This is a genomic window from Novosphingobium jiangmenense, from assembly GCF_015694345.1.
Taxonomy (GTDB): domain Bacteria; phylum Pseudomonadota; class Alphaproteobacteria; order Sphingomonadales; family Sphingomonadaceae; genus Novosphingobium; species Novosphingobium jiangmenense.
The window spans coordinates 1-24,171 of the sequence record NZ_JADQDC010000010.1; the positions used below are offsets into that span (position 1 = coordinate 1).

Genomic DNA, 24,171 nt, shown 5'->3' on the forward strand with positions numbered 1-24,171 from the left:
GGCCGAGAACGCATTCCTTGACGATGGAAGCCATCTGGATCAAAAAGTCATCAGCGCCGATCACGCTCGGCGCAAAGAGACCTGCTGGCCTTTTCCCGCCGCTGCTTCCCAACCTAGGACGTTGTCGCTGACGATCGTTCCGGGCTTGCCACGCTGGGCGATCAGCTGGGTCAGCTCGCGCACGACACGGTGCCCGGAGATGGACGTGTCCGGCACCGCCGCTAGGCACTCCCGGGTCACGTCATCGACCACGTTCAGCACGCGGAACCGCCTGCCAGAGGCCATCTGGTCGTGAACAAAGTCCAGGCTCCAGCGCTGGTTCGCCAGCGCCAGCACCGGAGCAGGTGCCCTGGTCCCGACAGCACGCTTGCGGCTGCGTCGCCGCCTGACCGCCAGCCCTTCCTCGCGATACAGACGTTGGGTTTTCTTCCGGTTGATCATCACGCCCTCCCGGCGCAGCAGGATGTGCAAACGGCGATAGCCGAACCGGCGCCGCTGGTTGGCCAGATCGCGCAGCTTCTCACGCAGCGCACCATCGTCCCGTGTGGAACGGTAGCGCACGCTCTTGCGATCAGCATCGATGACACGGCACGCCCGCCGTTCGCTCATCCCGTGGCACGCCTGGAGATGAGCGACAGCTTCCCGCTTCGCGGCGGGCGTCAGAACTTTTTTGCCAGAAGATCCTTCAACGCAGCCTGGTCCAGCATTGCATCGGCCAGAAGCCGCTTGAGCTTGGCGTTCTCGCTCTCGAGATCACGCAGCCGCCGGGCCTCGGATACCTCCAGCCCGCCATACTTGGCCTTCCAGTTGTAGATCGTCGCTTCCGACACCCCATGCCGCCTAGCCAAATCAGCGGTCTTTGCGCCCGCCTCTGCCTCCTTCAGCACGCCAATGATCTGCTCTTCCGAAAACCTTGCACGCTTCATCGTCTGTCCTTCCTTCAAGGCCAGACTCTAATCGCTCGTGGAGGAAAATCAGGGGGTCACGTCAGGACGACCTCCGCTGCGCAAGAGCTTTCTGGCATTGATGACCTCGGTCGGGTGCATCCATGTGTTCGGCCTGTTCGCGCAGTACCGCATGGCTGCTGGCCCTGATGAAGTCCGCAGGTCGGCTCCCTAATCACGTCATCGCGCTCGAAGCGCTGTGACCCCCTGGGTTTCACCAACCCCCGGTCTGACCGGTTCGTCATCACTACTAAGCTGCTCCAACGCATCCCATCACGCGATTATCGAGTGACGGAGACCTCATGCGGCGGCGGTGTAGACCTCCTTCCGCGTCATCACGGCCCAGGCAATCCGTGCTGTTTTGTTGGCGAGCGCCACTGTCGCGATCTTCGTAGGCTTGCGCTCGAGCAAGCCCGCCATCCAGGGTTGGCGAGCCGGATTCTTGCGCGTCATTCGCATAACAGCAGTCGATCCGACGACCAGGAGCCGGCGAAGATAGCCATCGCCCTGCTTGGTTATTCCGCCGAGCCGCTCTTTGCCGCCCGAGCTGTTCGAACGCGGAGTGAGACCAAGCCAGGCGGCGAACTGACGGCCCGATCGGAACAGAGATGCGTCGGGCACTGCCGCCGCGATAGCCGAAGCCGTAATTGGACCGATACCCGGGATGGTTGCCAATCTCCGGCTCGTTTCGTCGTTACGGTGCCAGTCAAGAATCTGCGCCTCAAGCCGATCGATCTCGCTCGCTAGTGCCCTCAACTGAGCGGCAATGCCATGGAGAGCGGAACGCGCATGTGCGGGAAGCCTATCCTGCTCTTCGTGCAGCGCCTTCAGGGAAGCCGCTACGCCGCCGGCGCCGAGACCCGTCACAATCCCGTACTCAGCCAAGTGGCCGCGAAGCGCGTTGATCAACATGGTGCGCTGCCTGACCATCAGGTCGCGACTTTTGTGGAGCATCAGTACCGCTTGCTGCTCGACCGACTTCACAGCGACAAAACGCATCGTCGCGCGGGTGACCGCTTCACAGATTGCTTCAGCATCCGCGGCATCGGTCTTCCCCCGCTTCACATACGGCTTAACATAGGCTGGCGGCATGAGGCGCACCTCATGGCCGATCGCCATCAACTCACGCGCCCAGTGATGCGCCGAGGCACACGCTTCCATGCCGACCAGGCAAGGCGGCAACTCAGCGAAGAAGCGGATAACTTCGGTCCTGCGCAGCTTGCGCCGGATCAGAACTGCGCCATCGGCAGCGATAGCGTGAACCTGAAACACATTCTTCACCAGATCCAATCCGACGGTGACAACCTCCTGCTCCATGGAACGACTCCTAGACGTGGACCTACAACGACCACATCATCGCACAGCTCTGCTTGGTGCGGAGGTCGTCCACGACATCACGTCACGGGTCATGAAACCCTCAAGGGATCACACCGCCTAGCTCTGCAATTACAGATCTACTGCCTAACTCAAAACGATCCAGTTTTCCGGGATCAGATCACCGCCCCCAAGCACAAGCAGTCCAAATGCACTTATCATGTAAAGGCCGGGAATTAGCGCCCGCAAAAGGCACCAGTGCGACCGCGGAGGCCATCTCTTGTCCCCTTGAGAATATGAATGAAACTACTCCGCCTCAGGGGACCAAGAAGAATGGCAAGGCAGCAGGAAGCAATGTGAGCGAACGAAAGCTTTGCGATAAAGAATGGGTAATGACTAAAATATTCCCTTACAACAATAACATGATTTCGTGCCATGTAGTATCTTCGAAGGGGACTATGAAGCGAATGGAATGGAGTCCTGGTTGGCCTATCTCCCAGATCGTGCTTTATCCGCGCGGCTGGGACATGGAAAATCCGGTAGCCCTTCATTCTGAGCCGGAGTGAAAAATCAATATCCACACCGTCAATGAACAGGTCTTCACGAAATGGCCCGACATCCGCAAGGAGCTTCACGGGCAGCAAATTTCCCGACGTTATCGCAAAACCGACCTCGACAACATGCGAACTGCCCTTCTGGCGAAGGCCCGTACCGTAGGGAGTAAAGCAGCAATCCGGCTCCAAAGCCTCCCGGACTCTATCCAATTCCATCATGAAATCGTTCGACACTACAGTATCCTGGTCCATCGTGAGGATCCATTTGGCGTTATTGCGGACAGCCTCCTCTACGCCGCGGTTAAGCGCAGCGCCAATTCCCTTGTTCTCTTCGAACTTTATCAGAACGGCATTGTGATTCCTGGCAGCTTCTTCAACAAGGTGTCTTTCTGAAGGTCCCGACCCATTATCCACAACGATAACCCTGTCGAGCTGCGGAGACAACGCTGCCAGCGTCGCATCCAGCTTTCGCGACGAGTTGTAGCTGACCACAATTGCAATTGTCCGAGAGCTCGATGTCTTACCCATCTCTGTTGCTCATTTCGCTTCCTGCGTAGGTCGACAACAGTGGCAAAACCGCAATCACCAAGAGAAAGTCGAAGGAGCCGAGGTAGGGATTCGAGTAAGTTCCGATCAGGAATGTTACAGTACCGCACAAAAGCTCAAACGCACCCTTCACGGTACTTCTCGCTGGATCAGCAACGCGTAGCGCCTGACGAAAGTAATACCACGCCGTAACCGCGATGACGGCCGTGCCGACCAAGCCGAAGTTGAACAGTATCTGATGATAGGTGAGTTCATACAACCAAGGGGAAACATCGCTCCTGAGGTAACCTGCGCTCATGCCGAAGCCCGAGCCCATCACTGGAAAACTCAGGAAGCCATCTATCAGATAGCTGCTCTGGATAGACCTCTCATCTTCAGGAGAAAACGCAGACTGGACGAAGTCGAGCGTCTCATCAACCGGTGCAATGAGCAATGCCACCACGGCCAGCACTGCACCGACTGCCAAAAGTCGACCGAGGTTTCTCGTACGAACCATGGAATGGGACAGGATGCTAAGAACCAATATGGTTACTGGTGTTGCTAGAAGGGCGAGCCAGGTCGCGCGTCTGCCGGAAAAGATAGTGATCGCGATCGTCATGATCAGCGACACGGTCGTAAGCTTACCAAGGCCGGTCTGCTTTCCTTCGCTCCGGCAATGCCATGCTATGAGATATCCGCCCACGAACATGAGATAACCGATATTGTGGGAAGTGACCTGAACATAGCCGTCATGGAAGCCAACCATCATTGACAGGTCGTCCAGCAACCATGGCGGAAACAAGCCGATCCTGAAGTAGAAGTCATAGATGCCCAACGCATTCACAACAGCGATGGCAATGCCCGCAAGGACGATGGCATTATGCAAAATGGCGGTGGCATCGAATTGCCTGAGAACAATGATCAGCAGAAAATAGGCTGCACTCCAGCCGACGTAGAGACGGAGCGAGTCTGCAAAGGCCTCCGGATCCCCACCGTTGATGGCCCCCACACCAGTCCAGATGATCCCGAGAGCAGCGACGATCAGATAGAATACGCCAGCCGGAAGAGCTCGACGCAATTCCAGCTGTCTTCCCCGCGAGAGCGACAGAACGAGGTTCGTCGCAAGAAACAGACCAATCAGTGCGATCTTCACCTCCGCGAACGAGCGCGGAAACGTGATCATCGTTCCCAGCATCAGCACGCCAGCGATATTGGTGTCGCTACTAGCTCCCGATGATCGTCGCTCGAAACTGCTGGAGAAGGCTTGCTGCTGCATCATGCGAGCCCTACCAAACCGTCCTGATACCACGTGTAGCCGGCTGACAGCGCCGGACTGACAATCGTGTCCGGCGGGACACCATCGTGCGTTTTCCGCCTGAAACCGGTCACGGACTTCTCGAGACAGCGAAGGACGGCGACATCGTCGTCTCCCGAGATCGCTGCATGCAATTTGGTCAGTACTGGCTCGAGATTATGCCAGGGAACAAAACATTCCTGCGCCCTGAAAATACGAGGATGTGACGTTGCGACTGCCTCAGCGTCGATCAGCAATTCCTCATAGAGCTTTTCTCCTGGGCGCAATCCAGTCACTTCGATTGCGATGTCGCCCTCCTGGGTAGCCTCGTCATAAACCCGCAAACCGGACAGCTCAATCATCGATCGAGCCAAATCCATGATTCTCATGGGTTCCCCCATGTCGAGCAGAAAGACATCACCACCATCCGCCATTGTGCCGGACTGTAGAATAAGCTGAGCCGCTTCAGGCACGGTCATGAAGTATCTGGTCATTTCCTCGTGAGTGACCGTGAGCGGGCCCCCTGCCCTTATCTGTCTTTGGAAGAGGGGAATGACCGATCCACTCGAACCAAGTACGTTTCCAAACCTGACCATGGACATGCGACAGGCCCCACTGGCCTCCGACAATGCCTGAAGTACCAATTCCGCAAGCCGCTTGCTGGCTCCCATGACACTTGTTGGGCGAACAGCCTTGTCCGTACTCACCAAGACAAAGTTACTTGCACCAAACTCTATGGCTAGCCGCGATACCACTAGCGTTCCAAAGACATTGTTTCGGACAGCCTCACAGATGTTATCTTCCACGAGCGGCACGTGCTTATACGCTGCGGCATGATAGACTGTATCCGGTCTGCAGTCGGAGAATATCTGCCGCATGCGCGACGAGTCGGTAACCGAGCCCAGAAAAGCAATCACCTCCAGTGCAGCTGGAGCAAGTCGCGATAGCTCTTCCTTGATCGAATAAAGCGCAAATTCGCTGTGATCGACGATTACAAGAGTTCGAGGCTGCCCTGCGAGCAATTGCCGGCAAAGTTCGCTTCCGATCGATCCCCCGGCACCGGTGACAAGCAGTGTCTTGCCATCCACGGTGCCTCTCAGCAAAGCGGGGTCAGGGTGGACGGGTTCGCGACCGAGCAACTCGCCAATACTAACCTCCCGCAGATCCGTCACTGCCACCCGCCCGCTGACAAGATCGCTCATCAGCGGAATTGTGCGAACAATCAGGCCCTGCTCCTTTAGCATGGCCACGATGGCAGCGCGGCGCTCATTGGATACTCCGGGCAACGCCAGAAGAACGATGCTTATGTCATGCTCGCGGCACAACCGAGCTAGCCGGGCGGTCTTGAAGACCGGAAGTCCGGACACGCGACGACCGACCAAGTTTGCATCGTCGTCGATAAATCCGATGACGTCATAACCGGACTTTCGCCCCAACCCCGTGAGCAGTTGCACTCCGGTCGCACCCGCGCCATAGATAAGGGCCTTGGCCATACCTTCAGATTCAAAGCGAGGGTTCGAGACCGTACCGAGCAGGAACTGGACTGTCGCTCGGGAACAGATCAGCAAGGCTGCCAGAATGAGCGGCCCGATTATGCCCGTCGCACGGGGGATTCCCGTTATGCCGGCGACCGAAATAACAAGTATCATTGGCAAAGAGGAAAGCGCTACCGTCCGCCCGATCTTGAGGTATTCATGCGCACCGGCATATCGAACCACCGTTCGGTAGAGGCCAGAAATCACCAAGAGCGGCAGCACGGTCAGGACAGCAAGGAGGGTCAACAGTTGAAAGGCCGCCAACGTAACGTCAATCTCATCTGTCCTTAACCACCAGGCCAGCGCCATCGAAACAACCACAAGAAATGCGTCCAGGCCAAAAGCGAGGAGCTTCTTTTGTCTCGGATGCTTTGCGATCAAGCGACTGGAAAGCGCCTCGCCAACGGCCAGCACTTTCTCTCTCGGGTCGAAGGTCACGTTTTACGCGCTCCTAATGTTCAGATCAAAGGCGGCCATAAATGGCCGGAACCGAATGATTCATGACGCTTGAGGTTTTGTGCTCCAAGTGCACGAACACCGAGGCCACCCTGCTTTTCGGGTCCACCCCCAGCCGAGATGCCTTACGGGCCGCACACGCAGCGCGGCCAGAACCGCGACCCCGAACAGCATTTTCGTGAGAAGTTGCGATATGTGCCGTTCCCCACACAAATTGCCGACAGTGCATTCACAGTTGGCGGATAGATGGTGGATTCCCGTGTGATTGTCAAACAGTATTGCACTGATTTTGCCATGGCGGACAGTCTTTTGCTGCCATTGATCGATCAGGATTCACGCTGACCTTCGAGGGTGGAGGCGTAGTGAAAAGGCCTGCCTCCCACCATGCCTGCAGTGCCGCCGGGACCCGGAGCAATCGTAACCGTGGGCTGCAGGCCGCCTTGCACGGCGCGGGATGAGGCGCTGATAGCCGCTCCTTTTGCTGGGGTGGCGTAGATGGACGGTAGCGAGGCGGAGCGAGCAAGTAGTCATATGAGTGGTCATATGACTACTCGGATTGAGGTGGCCGGCCGGGTGTCCGGCCGCCGTCGCTGGACGGTGGAGCAAAAGCTGGCGATCCTGCGGGATGCGTTTGGGCCGGATGGTTCGGTCCGGGCAGCGTGTGACCGGCACGAGGTCGGCAGCGGGGCGATCTACACGTGGCGCCGGCAGGCGATGTCGGGGGAGCTGGCCGGCGTCAGGCTACAGGCCTTGCCGACATTCTCCGAAATTGAGGTTGCAGATCCGGTCGTCCGCGATGTTGCGCCGCCGGCGCCATCGCGTTGCGGGCAGATCGGCATCGAACTGCCGACTGGTGTCCGCCTGACCGTGGACGCGATGGTCGATGCCGACGCCCTTGCCCGGGTGATCGCCGTGCTCGTTCGATGATCCCGCTGCCACCCTCGACGCGGATTTACCTGGCCTGCGGCGCGACAGACATGAGGAAGGGTTTTGATGGGTTGGCGGTGCTGGTCCAGCAGGTGCTGGAGCAGTCTCCGCATTCCGGCGCGCTGTTTGCCTTCCGTGGCAAGCGCGGCGATCTGATCAAGCTGCTCTGGTTCGACGGCCAGGGGATGTGCCTGTTTTCCAAGCGCATGGACCGTGGCAAATTTGTCTGGCCGGTGACGAAGACAGGCAAGGTCAGCCTCACCTCGGCCCAGCTTTCCATGCTGCTCGAAGGCATTGACTGGCGCCGTCCCGAACGCACTGCGGTGCCGCTTCTGGCAGGATAAAAAGCCGCAGATTTGCGCGGTTTTCCTGGTGCGGAAGGACCCACTTTGCTAGTGGGTCACGGTGTCGGACGCAGCCACTTTCAGCCTTGATAAAGATGCCCGGATCGCCGAGCTGGAAGCAGCCTTGGCGGCTCGTGACACGCTGATCGACACGTTGCGTTTCCAGCTGGCGCAGTTGCGCCGCATGACGTTCGGCCGATCGTCGGAGAAGCTGTCGGCGCAGATTGAGCAGCACGAACTGACACTCGAGGAGCTCGAAGGCGAAGCCGCTGTCGCCGATTCCCGCAAGGATGCGCCAGCGGCCAAGCCCGAACGGCCAGCGCCGGTCCGCAGCCTTCCGCCCCATCTTCCTCGTGCCGAGCAGCGGATCGAACCGGAGGCAGGCCACTGCAATTGCCCTGATTGTGGGGGCGTCCTGCGCCCGCTGGGTGAGGACAGCGACGAGATGCTCGACGTCCTGCCCGTGCAGTCGCGCGTGATCCGCACCATCCGTCCCAAGTACAGCTGCCGGTCCTGCGAGAAGATCGTGCAGGCGCCAGCCCCGGCGAAGGCCATCGCCCGAGGCAAGGCCAGCTTCGCCACGCTCGCCCATGTGGTCGTGTCCAAGTTCGACCATCATCTCCCGCTCTATCGGCAGGCAGAGATGATGGCGGCTCAGGGCCTCGACATCGATCGCTCGACGCTGGCCGGGTGGGCAGGACAAGCCGCGCATCTTCTCGACCCGATCGTCTCCCGGATCCGCGAGGAAGGCCTGAAGGCCGGCAAGATCCACAGCGACGATACGCCCGTGCCGATGCTGGTCCCCGGCAAGGGCAAGACCGCGCAGGGCCGGTTGTGGACCTACGTCGTCGACGACAGGGCCAGCGGATCAACCGCCCCGACGCTGGTGTGGTACAGGTTCACGCCAGACCGCAGCGGTATCCATCCGCAAACCGAGCTGAAGAGCTTCACCGGCCTCCTTCAGGCCGATGGCTATGCCGGGTACGAGAAGCTCTATGCTGGCAACCGGATTCAGGAGGTCGCCTGCTGGGCGCATTTCCGTCGCAAGATCTTCGAGAACCACCAAACCAGCCCGACGCCGTTGACCACCGATCTGCTTGAACGGATCACGGCGCTCTACCGGCTCGAGGACGAGGTACGGGGTCAGCCCCCTGATGTTCGCAAACAAAAGCGACAGGAAAACACCAAACCGCTGGTCGATGGACTGCGCGCAGCCATCGACGACGCCTTGCGCCGCCTGTCGCCAAAGTCGGCGATGGCCAAGGCGCTCGTCTATGGTCGCAAGCGCTGGATCGCGCTGACACGCTTCCTCGATGACGGCCTGGCCGAGATCGACAACAACATCGCTGAACGCGCGATGCGCAGCGTCGCAATCGGTCGGAAGAATTGGCTCTTCGCAGGGTCGAAAGCCGGAGGCGAGCGCGCTGCCGCCATCTATTCTGTTATCGAAACGGCAAAACTCAACGGCATCGAGCCGCAGACCTACGTCGCCGATGTCATCGCAAAGATTGCGGGTGGTTGGCCAGCCTCGCGCTGGGACGAACTCATGCCGTGGAACTGGACAGCCGCGAGCCAGCCCGTCAGCCCCATTTGTGTTAACAGGGCGGCATGACCGAAACCGTCGCCCGCCTGCACATCGCGCTCCCCGATACCGACCCGCTCATCTGGCGCAGGGTCGATATGCCCGTCGATGCGAGCCTGAAGATGCTCCATGATGTCATTCAGGGCGCCATGGGCTGGCTCGATTACCACCTCTGGGAGTTTGAGGCGGATGACAAGCGATATGGCCTGCCCGACCCCGACTGGGAGGATGACAGCCTGTTCGCGGCGAAGAACATCAAGCTCAAGACCCTGCTCGACCGCGGCGTCCGTCAGCTTCTCTATACCTATGACATGGGCGACAACTGGGAACATGTCGTCACCGTCGAGGCGATCGAGGACGGCCAGCCAGGCGCCAAATATCCACGATATATCGACGGCGAGCGCCGTGCTCCTCCCGAGGACGTCGGCGGAATGCCCGGTTTCGAAGCGTTCCTCGACACCATCGCCAAACCCAGAGGCCGCGACCACAAGGACGCTGTCCAATGGCACCGCGGCTGCTACGGCAAGGATTTCGACCCGGAAGAGATCGAGGAACTCGCCGCCAAGCTCCGAATAGGCGACATCGCCAAACGCCGCGCCGCCGGCAAAGCCTCCTTCGCCAAGCGAAAGTCACCCTGACAAGACGGCCTGCCCACCACGCTTACGAGCAATCCATATCTGGCGCAGGCGATCTCGCAGCGCCGCGCTTGCAGGGGCCTCTCTCGCGGGAGATCCCTCGCCCGCCTGCTCATGAAACGCCCGTCGCTAGGCACCTCGGACAGCCAAATGAGATGAGGCGGCCCGATCTTCCCGGCATCGCAGCCTTCAATCTGCTTTGGCTAAAGTCAGATCTCCAGATCGGAATATCATTTTGTCCCGCGAGATCTGTGAGCAATTCCAGCCTAGTGTTGGGAAAGTGGCACCGAGACTACTCTTTGTATCTGCGCTCGTCGTCACGACGTCTCGAGCAAAAAGGTCACTCCCCGGTTCCCCCGCGAATGCAGCCGTAGTCCAAGGTCCGCCGGGCTATAGGGGGGCTGGCTGGTTGGCTGAAATCCTGACGCGGTCAGACCTACCTTTGCCGCCCAGGGTATTCAGGACAATCGCTAGGTCGAGAATCAAGCCTCTGGTAGCCCTGTAGCGAGCATCGGAAAACGCCAGCCGAGCAGGGTTACTCATGTCGACATCCTGAATCTGGGAGAGCCCCGTGATGCCGGGTCGCAGCACATCGACCCCAGCCTCCTTCCGAGCAAGACAGACATCCGTTTGTTCAGGCAGGCAAGGGCGAGGCCCCACCAGCGTCATCTCACCTCGAAAGAGGTTAATGACTTGCGGCAATTCGTCGAGCTTCCATCGCCTGAGGAAACTTCCAATTACAGTAATCGAACTTGGGTTGACCTCATGCGTACCCAACTGCGGAGTACCGACTTTCATGGTCCGAAACTTGTAACATGTGAAGTCCTTCCCGCCTTGCCCGACTCTAGCTTGCGCAAAGATGCCAGGACCGCTCGATTGCAGGCGAACGAGTGCCCAGATTGGCAGATACAGCCACCACATGAGGCAGACGATGATCAGACCCGCAGCGAAGTCTCCGCACCGCCTGACAGCACGATAAAAAGGGTTGCAGTCCTTGTCATCGAACAAGCAGATATCGTGACTGCCGCTTTCTTGCACACTCGAAAGCACAAATGACGCAATCTTATTAACATGCACCACCGGCTTTAACGCGGCAATGGGCGCAAAGAGCGTGTTGGCAACGCGAGGCGGCAACACGTTGAGCACCGATAGCCTCCCGGCCCACCGGCGACCATAGACCATCGGGAGGTAAACGATTGTCAACTGCTCGTCTTCCGACCGGAGGACCTCGGCCGCCTCTCGCTTCGATACACTGTATGGATCGAGTTTTGACTCGTCGAGAGCATGAAACGTCGACACAAACACGAACTTGCCAATCTGAGCAGCCTTTGCTGCCCTCAGCACGCTGTGCGCGAAGTCCACATTGACCTTTCGGAATTCCGCAAGATCGCCCTGCTGATTGTTGTTCTTGGCCGCGAGGTGCAGGAGAACATCAAATCCTCCACCGCATGCTCCAAGCTCATCGAGCGTCGCGCATTTCAGGTCAGGATAATGCGCTTTCATTCTGGACCTGTCCGGCCCTACCAGCAGCAAGTCCGCTCCGGCAGAAAGCAGGATCGGAATGATCTGCCTGCCCACAAAGCCCGTACTTCCTGTAATGACTATACGCAAACGACCTTGCACGCGTTCAATCCACCTTGCCATGTGACACCAGCTGCGGCCGCAGCCTCTGCGCGGCTATGCGCGACACCCACCGAAACAGCAACACATATTACGAACTGCTCCGACACAGATTTTGCACATTAGCACTCATGTGCGCTCCCTGCACGATCTCACTGCATTGGAATCATGGACTCACTAACAACTCTGAAAACAACATGCTTGCATTGACGCACTGTTTGGCTATCTAGACTGCCGTGTTTCAACTGTGGTGGCACTGAAGCTACGCATCTCGCGACAACCCAGTGCCCGGCGAGGAGGTGTATGAGGTATCTCATACCAATAAGTGTTTCTGTATGTCTTATGCTGACATCGTGCGCGGGCGGAATACGGCCAAAGGCTAGCGGTGACCTGACTCTGACAACGGATGCTGAGTTGCCTGCGCCAGCCATGACGGACCAATCAAGCATGACTCGCCCCTATCAAGTGGGTCCGGGCGACAAGCTGCGTATCGATGTATATGCGCTTGACGATCTCTCGCGCGAGGTCACGGTCGATAGCTCCGGATGGATCTCGTTTCCGATATCCGGCGCACTCGAGGTAAATGGCATGTCGCCCAGGCAGATTGCGGCCGCGATTGGCGCTCGTCTTTCAGCTGGTTTTGTCCGAGACCCACAGGTTTCCGTAAACTTGGTTGATGTTGCCAGTCAGATGGTAACGGTTGATGGTGAGGTGAAAGATCCCGGTCTTTACCCTGTCGGAACCCATACAAGTCTCATGCGAGTCATCGCAGCCGCGAAAGGTACCACGGAGTTTTCAAACCCGAGAAACGTAGTGATCGTCAGGACGATTGGCACGAAGCGCTATGCGGGCGTCTACAATCTCGTTTCGATCCGCTCCGGGAAATATCCAGATCCGCAAATCTATTCGAACGATGTGGTTCTTGTTGGCGACTCTTCTGCAAAGAAGGTGCTTCACGACTTCATACAGCTTTCACCGGCCGTTCTCACGCCGCTCGTTCTTCTGCTGAATTGAGAGAGCACCTTTCCAATGAACAGTATTGCCTCACCAGCAGGTGCTGATGCGCCTAACATGAATGTTTTCCAGACGCCTCCGATGCTACGGCAGCAATGGAGCGTTCTCGTCCGCCGACGCTGGATTATCATCGGCATAGTCTCTCTTGCGCTGCTTGCAGGTGTGGTTGTGACCATGTTCATGACCAAGCAATATGTCTCTTCTGTCACGCTTGAGATTTCTCGCAAGGGGGAACAGGTAGTCAAGGTCGACAATCTGGAGCCGCCATCCTCGTTCGATGACCGCGAGTTTTATCAGACCCAATACACGCTTCTCGGGGCGCGTTCTCTTGCTGAAAATGTAGCGCGGCGATTTCGACTGGCGGACGACCGCGCCTTCTTCGAAACGTTCGGTGTGGATTCGACAAGCAGCAACTTTCTCGAAGACGCAGCAAACGGGTCGGCGGCACAGAAAAGACAAAAGCGCTTTGATGCTGTTATCAAGATCCTTGGTGACCACCTTGTTATTGATCCTGTCCGCAATTCGAGATTGGTCAGAGTGGGTTTTGTCAGTCCTGATCCGGCCCTGTCTCAGAAGATCGCCAATGCCTGGGCTGACGCCTTCATCGAGAGCCAGCTTGCCCGCCGCTACAGCGCGGCCTCTTATGCCCGCAGTTTTCTGGAAGGCCGCCTGGAGCAGCTTCGTCAAAGATTGGAAGCGTCTGAAAAAGCAGCCGTCGACTTTGCCGTCAGTAACAAGATCGTCAACATTGGCACTGTGGAGACCGGCGGCGAAAGCTCGTCACGCGTCGAACGTTCACTCGAAAGCGACGATATCGTCGCCTTGAACAATGCCTTGGCGCAGGCGAAAGCAGACCGTGCTGGAGCTGCAGCACGGTTGTCGAGCAACTCCATTGATCACGGCGATGCCGGAAATCTCCTGGGAACGCTCCGGCAGCGGCGCGCGGATGTTGCAACTGAGTACGCGAAGCTAAGTGTGCGGTTCGAAGCCGGCTATCCTTCGGTAAAGGCTGCAGCAAGACAGCTTCAGGTTCTTGATAGCGAGATTGCGGCAGAGAAGAACAGGTTGCATCAGAAGCTCGTAGCCGACCTTAATGAGGCGGTGAATCGGGAAGCAACGCTCACCGCAAAGGTGGACGGCCTCAAGGACAGCCTGCTCCAGGCAAAGTCCAAATCCATTGCTTATGGCATCTATCAGCGAGATGCCGACACAAACAGGCAAGTGTATGACGCGCTGCTGCAGCGGTACAAGGAAATCGGCGTTGCAAGCGGCGTGGGCCTGAGCAATGTCGTAATTGTCGACAGCGCCGATTTGCCAAAGGAACCCTCGAGCCCCAAGCTGTTCCTGAACCTTGCACTCGCTGGTGCAGCCGGACTGGTTGCAGCGGCGTTGGTTGTGGTGGCACTTGAACAGATCGATGAGCAGATCAAAGATCCGGGCGATGTCGAGCGATTGACGCAGCAACCCCTGCTCGGCGTGATCCCGCTAAGTGACCGGGACCCGCTGGTCGAACTTGCCGATCCCCGCTCGTACATCACGGAAGCTTACTTGTCCTTACAGGCGCTTCTCCAGGTTTCGACCTCGCTTGGTGTGCCGCGAAGCCTTGCAGTCACGAGCACCCGCAAGGGTGAAGGCAAGTCGACGACCGCTTATGCAGTCTCACACTTGTTAGCGAAGGGTGGTCGGCGCGTTGTCCTGGTCGACGCTGACATGCGCTCACCATCGGTCCACAAGCTAATCGGCATCGAGAATCGGTCCGGAACCAGCAACTACCTGTCCGGAGATCATGACATTTCACGAATGCTTGTGCGGACGGAAGGCCATGCTGTCGACGTGCTGACCGCAGGCCCTACTCCGCCGAACGCAGCAGAGCTGCTGATCGGGCCTGCGATGGAAAACTTGGTCACCGAACTCCTGCGCCATTACGAGTATGTCGTTGTCGACGCCCCTCCTTCGATCGGCATGGCCGATGCCCCTCTCATCGGCCATTCCGTGCAGTCGGTACTGTTCGCAATGGAGGCTGCAGGTGCAAGGGCCAACATGATCAGACTTGCGCTGCAACGCATGGTCGGCGGCGGAGCCAACCTTCTCGGTGTCATCATGACAAAGTTTGATGCAAGCAAATCCGGATATGGCTCTGACTATGGGTATGGCTATGGCTATGGCTATGGCTATGACTATGGTCGTAAGTCGGCTGGCCTGAGCGCCTAACGGCCACTTTTTAAAGCACTTTGATGGACCGGCAATCAGGCGAACTTCTTCAGCGGCGAATGTTAGTCGTTGTATGCTGCTTCAGCCTGATTGCCGCAAACGTGTTCAATGGCTTCATTGTTTTCCAAAGACCTGCCACTTCACTCGCGCCTGAACGTCAAGAAGGCTCTCACCAAGGCCCGGTTCGCTCAAGTCGCCCGGCAACAGGCCACAAGGCAAGCACCATGATTAGTCCAATGACGCTACCGAGCGCGAGTCTGATTGCAAGCATGCTCGATCCAACCAATCCCATCCCCGTGCGCCAAGCAGCCGACGCACTTTTGGCCCAGGGCCGGATTGGCCAGGGTGAGGCACTTTACGGGCTTGCGTCGCGGCTTTCTCGCCGGGATCTGGTTACGAATGTCCACATGCTTGAACAAGCAGCCCGTGCAGGCGATGCGGAAGCCGCACTTACGTTTTACGACGCCGCGCTCCGGACCACCCCGGCTGCAGGCCCAATCTTGATGCCAAGCCTTGCCCGCGGATTTGGTCGCGAAGAACTGATCCCCGCCCTTGCCGGCCTCATGTCGAAAGACCCTCCGTGGATTTTCCAATTCATTGATTGGATGCGCCAGAATCAACCGCAAGAGGTGGGTCTCTCCCGCGTCCTAATTGCAGCACCCGGCTCACGGGCGAGCCAGAACGCCGGCATCCGCGGTGTAGTGGAGGCAAGCCTCGTGCATGAGGGGCGAATTGGCGAAGCGGCGCGGTTACACGCGGCATTCAATCGTCAATGGAAGCGCAACGGCGCCGATCTCACATTCATCTCTGCCACCTCCCCTTCCCCGTTCGAGTGGCAGGTTATGGACAACAACACTGATACCCAAGGGTTTGGTGCAGAAATTGATTCAGCAAAACTGAAGTATTGGCTTCATGGCTCGGGCGGTCTTGTGGCGCAGAAGCTCCTTGTACTGTCAGCCGGCAATTATCGCTTGACCGCGGAACAGGACGCAGCCGAAGCAAGAATCACTGCAATACTCCGGTGCTTTGCGGACAAACGGGTAATTGGCATGCTCGAACTCACCGAATCGAGACAAGGATTTGAGCTTATCATTCCCGAGACATGCAATGCTCAATGGCTGGACATACAGATTGCACCTCTCGCCAACGCTGACGAACGAGGCAACGGAACAATCGCTCTCGAAATGATCAGGCAACAAGATGACAAATAACGCAAATACAACTTCGCGGATTGGCATTGTGACTATCAATTATAACAATGCCCGCCTCACCCAAAAACTTCTCGAATCTGTTTCTCGCGCCGTCGGTGCCGACGATGTCACTGTTGTTGTAGTTGATAACGCGTCCAACGAGAACGACCGCGCCGATTTAATGGAAGTTGAGACAAGTTTTCCTCGCGCAATGTTCATCTATGAGGATGTTAATCACGGATACTTCAAGGGGATCAACGTCGGCTTAGCGGCCTTGAGGCATACTGCGGAAGCACCGGGCACTGTTATCGTGTGCAACAATGACATAGAGTTTTCGGACGATTTTTTCATAACTTTGAAGGCCTCAGGAAGATTACTCGAGGATCACGCGGTAATTTCACCACGCATTGTCACGCCGTCCGGTCGCGAGCAAAATCCCCACGTCATTCAGCCTATTTCCCGAGCACGCGTAATTGTCTGGCAGATCTACTACTCCAACTACACCCTTGCCCGCATAATATTCTGGCTCGCTCGTCATAGTGCACCAATCACAGCAAGGCGTGACTATCGCCAATACAAGGTCGCCCAGAAAATCGAGCAAGGTTATGGAGCCTGCTACATTCTGACAAGTGATTTTTTTGCGCATTACAAGGATCTTTGGGCTCCGACTTTTCTGATGGGCGAAGAATACTTTCTTTCTTGTCAGCTGAAGGCGGTCGGTAAATCAGTGTATTACGAACCGAGCCTGCGCGTCGTCCATCAGGACCATGCGACGATGGGCATGCTACCGAACAAGAAGGTCTGGGACATCTCGCGTCGATCTTTCCAGGTCTACCTTTCGTATCGCCAGAAGTACGGCCGACCGTGATGTGTGCTATGACTACTACTGCCGTTCGAGGAAGCGGTCGCAGCTATCAAGTGTGTCGCCGCTGCGTAATGGACACGAGTGACACCCATATCTCGTTCGATGAGACTGGTCTGTGCGAATACTGCCAGCATTTCGACACGACCATCGCGCCTAACTGGCAGCACGGTGGTGATCCCGCGCGCCAGCTGCCCGAGCTTGTAAGAAAGATAAAAAAGGTCGGCCAAAGAGCCCGTTACGATTGCGTGATAGGGGTCAGCGGCGGTTTGGACAGCTCCTATGCAGCATATGTAGCCGTAAAAAAACTCGGCCTCAGACCCCTCCTGTACCATGTGGACGCCGGCTGGAACACCGCCCATGCCGTGAGGAATATTGCTTCACTTGTCGACGGCCTCGGCCTGGATCTGGTTACTGATGTCATCAACTGGTCCGAAATGCAGGATCTGCAGCTCGCTTTTTTCAAGGCTCAAGTACCTGATCTTGACATGCCGCAAGACGTTGCCTTCTTCTCCTCACTCTACAGGTATGCCCGGCGCAACGATATAAACTTTGTGGTTACGGGGACGAATTTCTTGACGGAGTGCTGCCGCGAACCCGAAGAGTGGGGCGCATACCCAGGCATTGATCGGGGACTGGTGCGGGACATCCATCGAAAGTTTGGCCATCGCAAGCTAAGAACGTTTCCGATCGCCGATGTATTAGAATACAGGATTCTGTACCACTACATCTATCGTATACGTCGCGTCGATATCCTCAATTTCATTCCATACTCCAAGTTGCAGGCGGAGCAAGAACTGGCAGAAAATCTGGGTTGGCAACCGTTTTTACACAAGCATCACGAATCTCGCTTTACGAGGTTCTTCGAGGATTACTGGCTTCGCGAGAAGTTCGGTTATGACAAGCGCAAGGCGCATTTCTCCAGTCTGATAATGACCGGTGAGATGACAAGGGAGGACGCAGTGAAACGCCTCGAATCCCCTGAATTGGACGAACAGACTATGGCTGGTGAGTTCTCTTTTATCGCCGCTAAACTTGGAATTGCAGAGAACGACCTTAGGCAGCTTTTTTCGGGACCAAACGGAACGGTCAGAAGCTTCCGTAACAAGCACATGTTGATCTCGGCAGGATGGAATTTGCTCAGGCGAGTGGGCCTTGAGAGGAGGCTGCTCAGATGATCCGTGTGCTCGATTATGGAGTTGGCAACGTTAAGGCTCTTCTGAACGTGTTGCATTCCAGGGGTGTCCAGGCCGAAAGGGCCACTTGCCCCGAGGAGCTTCGCGATGCTGCGGGTCTCGTGCTGCCAGGGGTCGGCGCTTTTGATCATGCAATGCAACGTCTCAACGCCAGTGGCCTTCGCTCAGAGCTTGAGAGACTGGTGCTTGAGGAGAAGCGTCCACTGCTTGGGATTTGCATTGGCATGCACATGCTGTCTCAAGGCAGCGACGAGGGCATTGAACCTGGACTTGGATGGCTGGAAGGCCGTGCGAGGCGTCTTGACAGTGGCGACGCTGCGTTACGGCTGCCGCACATGGGCTGGAACGAGTTGCAGGTCATGCAACTCGACCCTTTGATAGGCGCCAAAAATCGGCAACGCTTCTATTTCCTGCATTCCTTTCACCTTGATGGAATTGCGCGGAACGAGATCGTAGCGAAGACTTCCTATGGCATCGAGTTTCCCAGCATGGTGCGCAAAGGAACGATCTGGGGGGTACAGTTTCACCCCGAGAAGAGCCATCGCTCCGGCGAAGGCCTGCTTCTGTCATTTGCGCGAGAAGCAGGATGCTGAGGCCGCGGATCATCCCAACCCTGCTGATGGCCAACGGCGAACTCTTCAAGACGAGGAAATTCAGCAATCGGCGTTATCTGGGTGATCCCCTGAACACAGTTCGGATCTTTAATGACCTCGAAGCCGACGAAATCGTTATCTTGGACATTGATGCTACCCGCAGGGGTACCAGACCAGATTTGGCCCTCATCTCACGACTTGCGGCCCAGTGCCGGATGCCCGTGTGTTACGGAGGGGGCATCACCGAACTGGATGATGCACGCAAGCTCATCGAGAATGGCGTCGAAAAGGTTGCAATCGGTGCTGCGGCACTGTCCGATCATTTGCTGGTGAGCAGGATTTCCGAGCGCTTCGGCGCCCAGAGCGTCTGCGTGATCATCGACGTCGGCGTAGCGCGCGACGGTGGGTACGAGATTCTAGCCGAGCAAGGCACGCGATTTACCGGACGAAATCCGTTGACGATGGCGCGGGTGATGGAAAAGCGGGGCGCTGGAGAAATCCTCTTCAATTTCGTTCACAGGGACGGATTATGTGAAGGGTACGACTTGGCCTTTGCCACACAGGCGTCTGATGTTCTTCATTGTCCCTTGACAATGCTTGGTGGTGCTGGTTCTATCTCCGACATTGAGAATCTGTTCCGCATAAGCAGTACTATAGGTGCTGCTGCGGGCAGCCTGTTCGTGTACAAGGGTGCCTTGAGCGCGGTTCTAATCAACTATCCTACGCAGGATATACGCGATGCGCTCGCTCATCGTGTTATGGCGGAGCCTGAGAATTGAAGAATACGGTTCATCTGCTCGAACGCGTGGCCATGTTCGAGAATGCGACATTGCTGATAACCGGCGGAACAGGCTCGTTCGGCAGCACACTCCTTGCTCATCTTGCCGAATGGCCCTTTCGCGAAATACGCATCTTCAGCAGAGACGAGAAGAAGCAGGACGACATGCGCCGCCTGCATATGAACAGCAGGCTGAAATTCTACATAGGCGATGTTCGTGATCCACGAAGCATTGCCTCAGCGATGGCTGGAGTGGATTATGTTTTTCACGCCGCAGCGTTGAAACAGGTCCCATCTTGTGAATTTTATCCGCTTGAAGCCGTCAAGACGAATGTTCTGGGAACGGAAAACGTCCTCGAGGCAGCGGAAAAGTACAAAGTCAGGCGCGTTGTTTGCCTGAGCACGGACAAGGCGGTCTACCCGATCAACGCAATGGGCATTAGCAAGGCGCTGATGGAGAAAGTTGCGGTCGCAAAGGCGCGCAGCATGGCGGATGACGGACCGGTCATTTGCGCCACGCGGTATGGTAATGTGATGGCTTCACGTGGTTCGGTGATACCGCACTTCATCCGGCAAGTCAGTTCAGGGGTTCCGCTGACGATTACGGATCCGGCAATGACCCGCTTCATGATGTCGCTGGATGACGCGGTTGAGCTCGTGCTCTACGCGTTCGAGCACGGCCATAGTGGCGATCTTTACGTCCAGAAGGCTCCGGCTGCGACCGTTGGAGATGTCGCACATGCGGTCCTTGAGCTAATGGGCCGGCCAGATCATCCTATCGAAATCATTGGAACACGGCACGGCGAGAAGCTGTTCGAAACACTGCTCAGCCGCGAGGAGTTCGTTTCGGCGCATGACCAGGGTGGCTACTATCGCGTCCCACCCGATACACGCGACCTGAACTACGAGAAGTTTGTGGATCGGGGAGAAGTCGCGATAAGCGGAAGTGGCGATTACACCTCGCACAACACGCAAAGGCTGACGCGCAGCGAGGTTGTGCAACTCCTATGGGGACTGCCCAGCGTCCGCAGGCTTTTGAACGGCTCGGAAATGGAGACGGCGTGAGATGCAGGTTCTGGTGACGGGATCTGATGGATTCATCGGCAAGAACCTGCTCGTGCATCTCGCCGAGCGCGGCATAAAGAATGTTCTGAAATTCGGACGGCAACACAATGTGGATGATCTTGTTCAGTTGGCGCGCCAAGCTGACGTGATCGTTCATTTGGCCGGCGCCAATCGGATTGAGCACGGCCAAGATTTCCAACGGGACACGGTGAACCTGACCCGGGCGCTTTGCGACGCACTTGCGACGCGAGTTTCACCAGTTGCGGTCTACTTTGCATCATCACGACAGGTCGGCAACGGCTCCGACTATGCGGCGAGCAAGCAGGAGGCCGAGAGGATGCTTCTTTCGGTGGCACGCCACGCGAAGGTCACTCTGCACATAGAGCGGCTCCCGAACGTGTTCGGCAAGTGGTGCAAACCAAACTACAACTCAGTCGTGGCGACATTCTGCCATAACCTCGCTCGCGAGCTGCCTGTCGATTGCCATGATGCTTCTGCCGCTGTCGATCTAGCATACATTGACGACGTGTGCGCTGGGATTTCCTGCTTCATCGACCAGGCCTCCGGTGGAAGGGAAACCGCCATCGGCGAACTTCCCTGTTATCGAATGTCTGTAGGGGAATTGGCGAATGTCCTTACGGCGTTCAGAGACGGCCGAGACCGCATGACTACAGAAAATGTGGGAGTATCACCCTATAGAGAGCTGTATGCAACTTTCCTAAGCTATCTGCCACATGATGATTTCGTCAGAACTCTGCCCCTGCACGAAGACAAAAGGGGTGTTTTTGTAGAAATGCTCAAGACTCCGTCTGCAGGTCAGTTTTCCTATTTTACCGCCGGTCCTGGAGTCACGCGGGGCGGACATTATCACCATACCAAGAGCGAGAAGTTTCTTGTTTTGCAAGGACAAGCCCGTTTCAGGTTTCGAAACATCGTTACCGGAGAGCAGCTGGATTTCACGACTTACGGAGACTCGCCTGCAGTAGTGGACACAATTCCCGGTTGGTCGCACGACATTACCAATATCGGCGATTCGCAATTGCTTGTCATGCTCTGGGCGAGCGAAGTGTTCGACAGGGATCGGCCAGATACTGTTCCGGCAAAAATTGCATGAGAAAGCTTCGCGTCATGACGGTTGTGGGAACACGACCGGAAATCATCCGCCTATCGCGGGTGATCCCCGCGTTGGATGCTGCAACGGATCATATCTTGGTCCACACTGGCCAGAACTACGACTTCGAGCTGAATGATGTGTTCTTTTCTGATCTGGGCATTCGGCGACCGGACCATTTCCTTGGTTGCGGCGGCGGAAGCGCCGCAGAAGCCGTTGGAAAGATTATCTCGTCGGTCGATATGGTGCTGGCGAATGAGCGACCCGATGCCTTGCTGGTGCTCGGAGATACAAACAGTTGCCTTTCGGTCCTGGCTGCGAAGCGTCGACATATTCCGATATTCCATATGGAGGCGGGAAATCGATGCTTCGATGAGCGCGTTCCCGAGGAAATGAACCGGCGCATTGTGGATCACGTCGCTGATCTCAATCTGCCTTACACCGCCATCGCCCGTGAATACCTGCTTGCTGAGGGCAGGCCGGCAGATCGCATTGTGGTTACGGGAAGTCCTATGCGCGAAGTGCTTGAACACAATCGCCAAGCGGCGGAGCAGTCCGACATTCTCGATCGGCTCGGTCTGTCATCCGGCCAGTACTTTGTTGTCAGCGCGCATCGCGAGGAGAACATCGAGCCGGTTGCTTCATTTAATCGCCTTACCACCCTGCTGGACGCGCTGGCTGACAGGTTCGGGCTCCCGGTAATCGTGTCGACGCATCCGCGGACCCGCAACAGGATAAATGCCACGGGACACGTGTTTCATGAAGGCGTGAGGTTGCTGAAGCCCTTGGGATTTCACGATTATATCTATCTACAGATGCATTCGCGAGCCGTACTCTCGGACAGCGGGACGATCAGCGAGGAATCTTCCATCCTGGGTTTCCCGGCGATCAACATTCGCGAGGCACATGAGCGCCCCGAGGCGATGGAACATGGCGTTGTCATGATGACCGGTATAAACGTGGCTAGGGTCATGCAGGCCCTAACAGTGCTGGAACTCGCCGACAGCCGCAATCTACGGCCGGCGCCTGTTCCGGACTATGCGCCAAGGACGGTTTCCGAGGTTGTTGTAAAGGTAATCATTAGTTATACCGACTACATCAGACGCAAGGTCTGGCAGGAAGGCACTTGAAGTTGCGCATTCTTGTCATGACCCAATGGTTCGACCCCGAGCCGACACTCAAAGGTGCAGCCTTTGCCCAAGCCCTCCAAGGACTGGGGCACAAGGTCCACGTGATAACTGGTTTTCCCAATTATCCAGGCGGAAAGATTTATGACGGATTTCGGATCCGCCTCCTGCAACGTGAGACCTGCGGAGATGTCGTGGTCTGGAGAGTTCCCCTTTTCCCCAGCCATGATTCTAGCAAAATAGGACGGATCGCGAATTACCTGAGCTTCATGTTTGCTGCAGTCATTGCGGGACTTCTTGCACCGCGACCAGACGCCATATATGCATATCATCCGCCATTGACTGTCGGCATTGCGGCCGCGTTCGTCGGGTGGCTTCGTCGTGCCCCTGTATGCTATGACATACAGGACCTGTGGCCTGACACGCTTCATGCGACTGGAATGATCCGGAGCGACCGGCTTATCGGTCTCGTTGGCTGGGTGTCGCTCTGGACATACCGGAGGATGACCCGCATCGCAGTCTTGTCGCGTGGCTTCCGGCGGACGCTACATGCCCGAGGCATACCAGCTCATCGCCTCGAACTCATACCCAACTGGGCACCAGCAGAACTCGATTGCCTTGCCCCCACGCCGCCCCAACCCCATGATGGCCCCGTGAAGGTCGTTTTTGCAGGTAACATGGGCCGCGCCCAAGGACTGAGGTCTGTCCTGGACGCAGTGAAGGTCGCGAACCTCGAAAAGCCCATCGTCGAGCTTTTGCTTGTCGGTGGAGGGATCGAGTGCGAGGGACTCAAGGACTATGTAGCAGCCAACGCGATTGCAAACATTAAGTTTCACCCCCAGGTTCCTTCAGCGAGCATTCCGTCCTTTCTCGCAGAAGCTGACGTCCTCCTTGTGCATTTGCTTCCTGACGAACTTTTCGAAATTACCATTCCATCGAAAACGCAGGCTTATCTAGCTGCCGGTCGTCCCATTGTCATGGGCGTGTCCGGAGACGCTGCGGATATTGTTATGGAAGCAGGCGCAGGAGTTTTAGCAACACCTGGAAATGTAGCCTCGATTGCCCAGGCTCTACGGGAGCTTGCGACTGCATCGCCGGAGGAACGTTCAGACATGGGTCGTCGGGGGCGCAGGTATTACGACCGGGAGCTGTCCTTCAGGCGCGGAGTCATGCACTTCCACGCGATACTAATGGAAATGACCGAACGAAGCCAAAGGCGACGCTGACCGAGTGAGAATTCGAGTGTTCAGCAGTATCAACGCCGCTTTGTAGCACTCCCATGCCGCTTTGGTAT

General features: G+C 56.9%; 20 protein-coding genes and 1 pseudogene. 15 read left to right on the forward strand and 6 right to left on the reverse strand.

Annotated elements, in window-relative coordinates; all coding sequences use genetic code 11:
* Positions 1 to 120 precede the first annotated feature (120 nt).
* The 5 genes and pseudogenes from I2488_RS14080 to I2488_RS14100 form a co-directional block, all read right to left on the reverse strand.
* A pseudogene (locus I2488_RS14080) lies at positions 121 to 926 on the reverse strand (IS3 family transposase); the annotation flags it as partial.
* A gap of 318 nt (positions 927 to 1,244) precedes the next feature.
* On the reverse strand, positions 1,245 to 2,261 hold the full coding sequence (locus tag I2488_RS14085) for an IS110 family RNA-guided transposase (RefSeq protein WP_196276459.1): 1,017 nt from the start codon (positions 2,259 to 2,261) through the stop codon (positions 1,245 to 1,247).
* Between the two features lie 233 nt (positions 2,262 to 2,494).
* The gene (locus I2488_RS14090) at positions 2,495 to 3,340 is read right to left on the reverse strand and encodes a glycosyltransferase family 2 protein (RefSeq protein WP_196276460.1); all 846 of its coding nucleotides are present in this window, start codon (positions 3,338 to 3,340) and stop codon (positions 2,495 to 2,497) included.
* Positions 3,333 to 4,613: a hypothetical protein gene (locus I2488_RS14095; protein ID WP_196276461.1), complete on the reverse strand. Its 1,281-nt coding sequence runs from the start codon at positions 4,611 to 4,613 to the stop codon at positions 3,333 to 3,335. Before I2488_RS14095 ends, I2488_RS14090 begins: the two co-directional genes overlap by 8 nt.
* Positions 4,613 to 6,604 carry a polysaccharide biosynthesis protein gene (locus I2488_RS14100; protein WP_196276462.1) on the reverse strand — a complete coding sequence of 664 codons (1,992 nt, stop codon included), beginning with the start codon at positions 6,602 to 6,604 and terminating at the stop codon, positions 4,613 to 4,615. The genes I2488_RS14095 and I2488_RS14100 overlap by 1 nt, the downstream gene beginning before the upstream one ends.
* 561 nt (positions 6,605 to 7,165) lie before the next feature.
* Here I2488_RS14100 and tnpA point away from each other — a divergent pair.
* The 4 genes from tnpA (at position 7,166) to I2488_RS14120 (ending at position 10,113) form a co-directional block, all read left to right on the forward strand.
* The gene (gene tnpA / locus I2488_RS14105) at positions 7,166 to 7,549 is read left to right on the forward strand and encodes an IS66-like element accessory protein TnpA (protein WP_196276463.1); all 384 of its coding nucleotides are present in this window, start codon (positions 7,166 to 7,168) and stop codon (positions 7,547 to 7,549) included.
* Complete coding sequence (tnpB, locus tag I2488_RS14110; RefSeq protein ID WP_196276464.1) at positions 7,546 to 7,893, forward strand: IS66 family insertion sequence element accessory protein TnpB; 348 nt, start codon at positions 7,546 to 7,548, stop codon at positions 7,891 to 7,893. Before tnpA ends, tnpB begins: the two co-directional genes overlap by 4 nt.
* Before the next feature lie 61 nt (positions 7,894 to 7,954).
* A complete protein-coding gene (tnpC, locus tag I2488_RS14115) occupies positions 7,955 to 9,505 on the forward strand; it encodes an IS66 family transposase (protein ID WP_196276465.1) in 1,551 nt (516 codons plus the stop codon).
* On the forward strand, positions 9,502 to 10,113 hold the full coding sequence (locus I2488_RS14120) for a plasmid pRiA4b ORF-3 family protein (protein ID WP_196276466.1): 612 nt from the start codon (positions 9,502 to 9,504) through the stop codon (positions 10,111 to 10,113). The genes tnpC and I2488_RS14120 overlap by 4 nt, the downstream gene beginning before the upstream one ends.
* A gap of 387 nt (positions 10,114 to 10,500) precedes the next feature.
* On the opposite strand, the gene I2488_RS19430 is transcribed toward I2488_RS14120, so the two are convergent.
* Entirely contained in the window at positions 10,501 to 11,754 is a 1,254-nt protein-coding gene (locus tag I2488_RS19430) for a hybrid nucleoside-diphosphate sugar epimerase/sugar transferase (protein WP_214652391.1), read from the reverse strand.
* A gap of 423 nt (positions 11,755 to 12,177) precedes the next feature.
* Between I2488_RS19430 and I2488_RS14130 the strand changes: the two genes are divergently transcribed.
* The 11 genes from I2488_RS14130 to I2488_RS14180 are packed head-to-tail and all read left to right on the forward strand — an operon-like array spanning position 12,178 to position 24,103.
* Positions 12,178 to 12,744: a polysaccharide biosynthesis/export family protein gene (locus tag I2488_RS14130; protein ID WP_196276467.1), complete on the forward strand. Its 567-nt coding sequence runs from the start codon at positions 12,178 to 12,180 to the stop codon at positions 12,742 to 12,744.
* A 15-nt stretch (positions 12,745 to 12,759) separates the two neighbouring features.
* Positions 12,760 to 14,955, forward strand: a complete 2,196-nt coding sequence (locus I2488_RS14135; protein WP_196276468.1) for a GumC family protein — start codon at positions 12,760 to 12,762, stop codon at positions 14,953 to 14,955.
* Positions 14,956 to 15,014: 59 nt separating this feature from the next.
* Entirely contained in the window at positions 15,015 to 16,166 is a 1,152-nt protein-coding gene (locus I2488_RS14140; protein ID WP_196276469.1) for a hypothetical protein, read from the forward strand.
* On the forward strand, positions 16,156 to 17,013 hold the full coding sequence (locus I2488_RS14145) for a glycosyltransferase family 2 protein (RefSeq protein WP_196276470.1): 858 nt from the start codon (positions 16,156 to 16,158) through the stop codon (positions 17,011 to 17,013). Before I2488_RS14140 ends, I2488_RS14145 begins: the two co-directional genes overlap by 11 nt.
* Positions 17,014 to 17,021: 8 nt before the next feature.
* Positions 17,022 to 18,185 carry an N-acetyl sugar amidotransferase gene (locus I2488_RS14150; protein ID WP_196276471.1) on the forward strand — a complete coding sequence of 388 codons (1,164 nt, stop codon included), beginning with the start codon at positions 17,022 to 17,024 and terminating at the stop codon, positions 18,183 to 18,185.
* Positions 18,182 to 18,796 carry an imidazole glycerol phosphate synthase subunit HisH gene (gene hisH / locus I2488_RS14155; protein ID WP_196276472.1) on the forward strand — a complete coding sequence of 205 codons (615 nt, stop codon included), beginning with the start codon at positions 18,182 to 18,184 and terminating at the stop codon, positions 18,794 to 18,796. Before I2488_RS14150 ends, hisH begins: the two co-directional genes overlap by 4 nt.
* Positions 18,790 to 19,575 carry a HisA/HisF-related TIM barrel protein gene (locus tag I2488_RS14160; protein WP_196276473.1) on the forward strand — a complete coding sequence of 262 codons (786 nt, stop codon included), beginning with the start codon at positions 18,790 to 18,792 and terminating at the stop codon, positions 19,573 to 19,575. Before hisH ends, I2488_RS14160 begins: the two co-directional genes overlap by 7 nt.
* Positions 19,572 to 20,639 (forward strand): polysaccharide biosynthesis protein, encoded by a 1,068-nt coding sequence (locus tag I2488_RS14165; protein ID WP_281390081.1) that lies wholly within the window; start codon positions 19,572 to 19,574, stop codon positions 20,637 to 20,639. The genes I2488_RS14160 and I2488_RS14165 overlap by 4 nt, the downstream gene beginning before the upstream one ends.
* Before the next feature lies 1 nt (position 20,640).
* The gene (locus I2488_RS14170; RefSeq protein ID WP_196276474.1) at positions 20,641 to 21,753 is read left to right on the forward strand and encodes a polysaccharide biosynthesis C-terminal domain-containing protein; all 1,113 of its coding nucleotides are present in this window, start codon (positions 20,641 to 20,643) and stop codon (positions 21,751 to 21,753) included.
* The gene (gene wecB / locus I2488_RS14175; RefSeq protein ID WP_196276475.1) at positions 21,750 to 22,880 is read left to right on the forward strand and encodes a non-hydrolyzing UDP-N-acetylglucosamine 2-epimerase; all 1,131 of its coding nucleotides are present in this window, start codon (positions 21,750 to 21,752) and stop codon (positions 22,878 to 22,880) included. Before I2488_RS14170 ends, wecB begins: the two co-directional genes overlap by 4 nt.
* Complete coding sequence (locus I2488_RS14180; RefSeq protein ID WP_196276476.1) at positions 22,877 to 24,103, forward strand: glycosyltransferase family 4 protein; 1,227 nt, start codon at positions 22,877 to 22,879, stop codon at positions 24,101 to 24,103. The genes wecB and I2488_RS14180 overlap by 4 nt, the downstream gene beginning before the upstream one ends.
* The last annotated feature ends 68 nt before the right edge of the window (positions 24,104 to 24,171 follow it).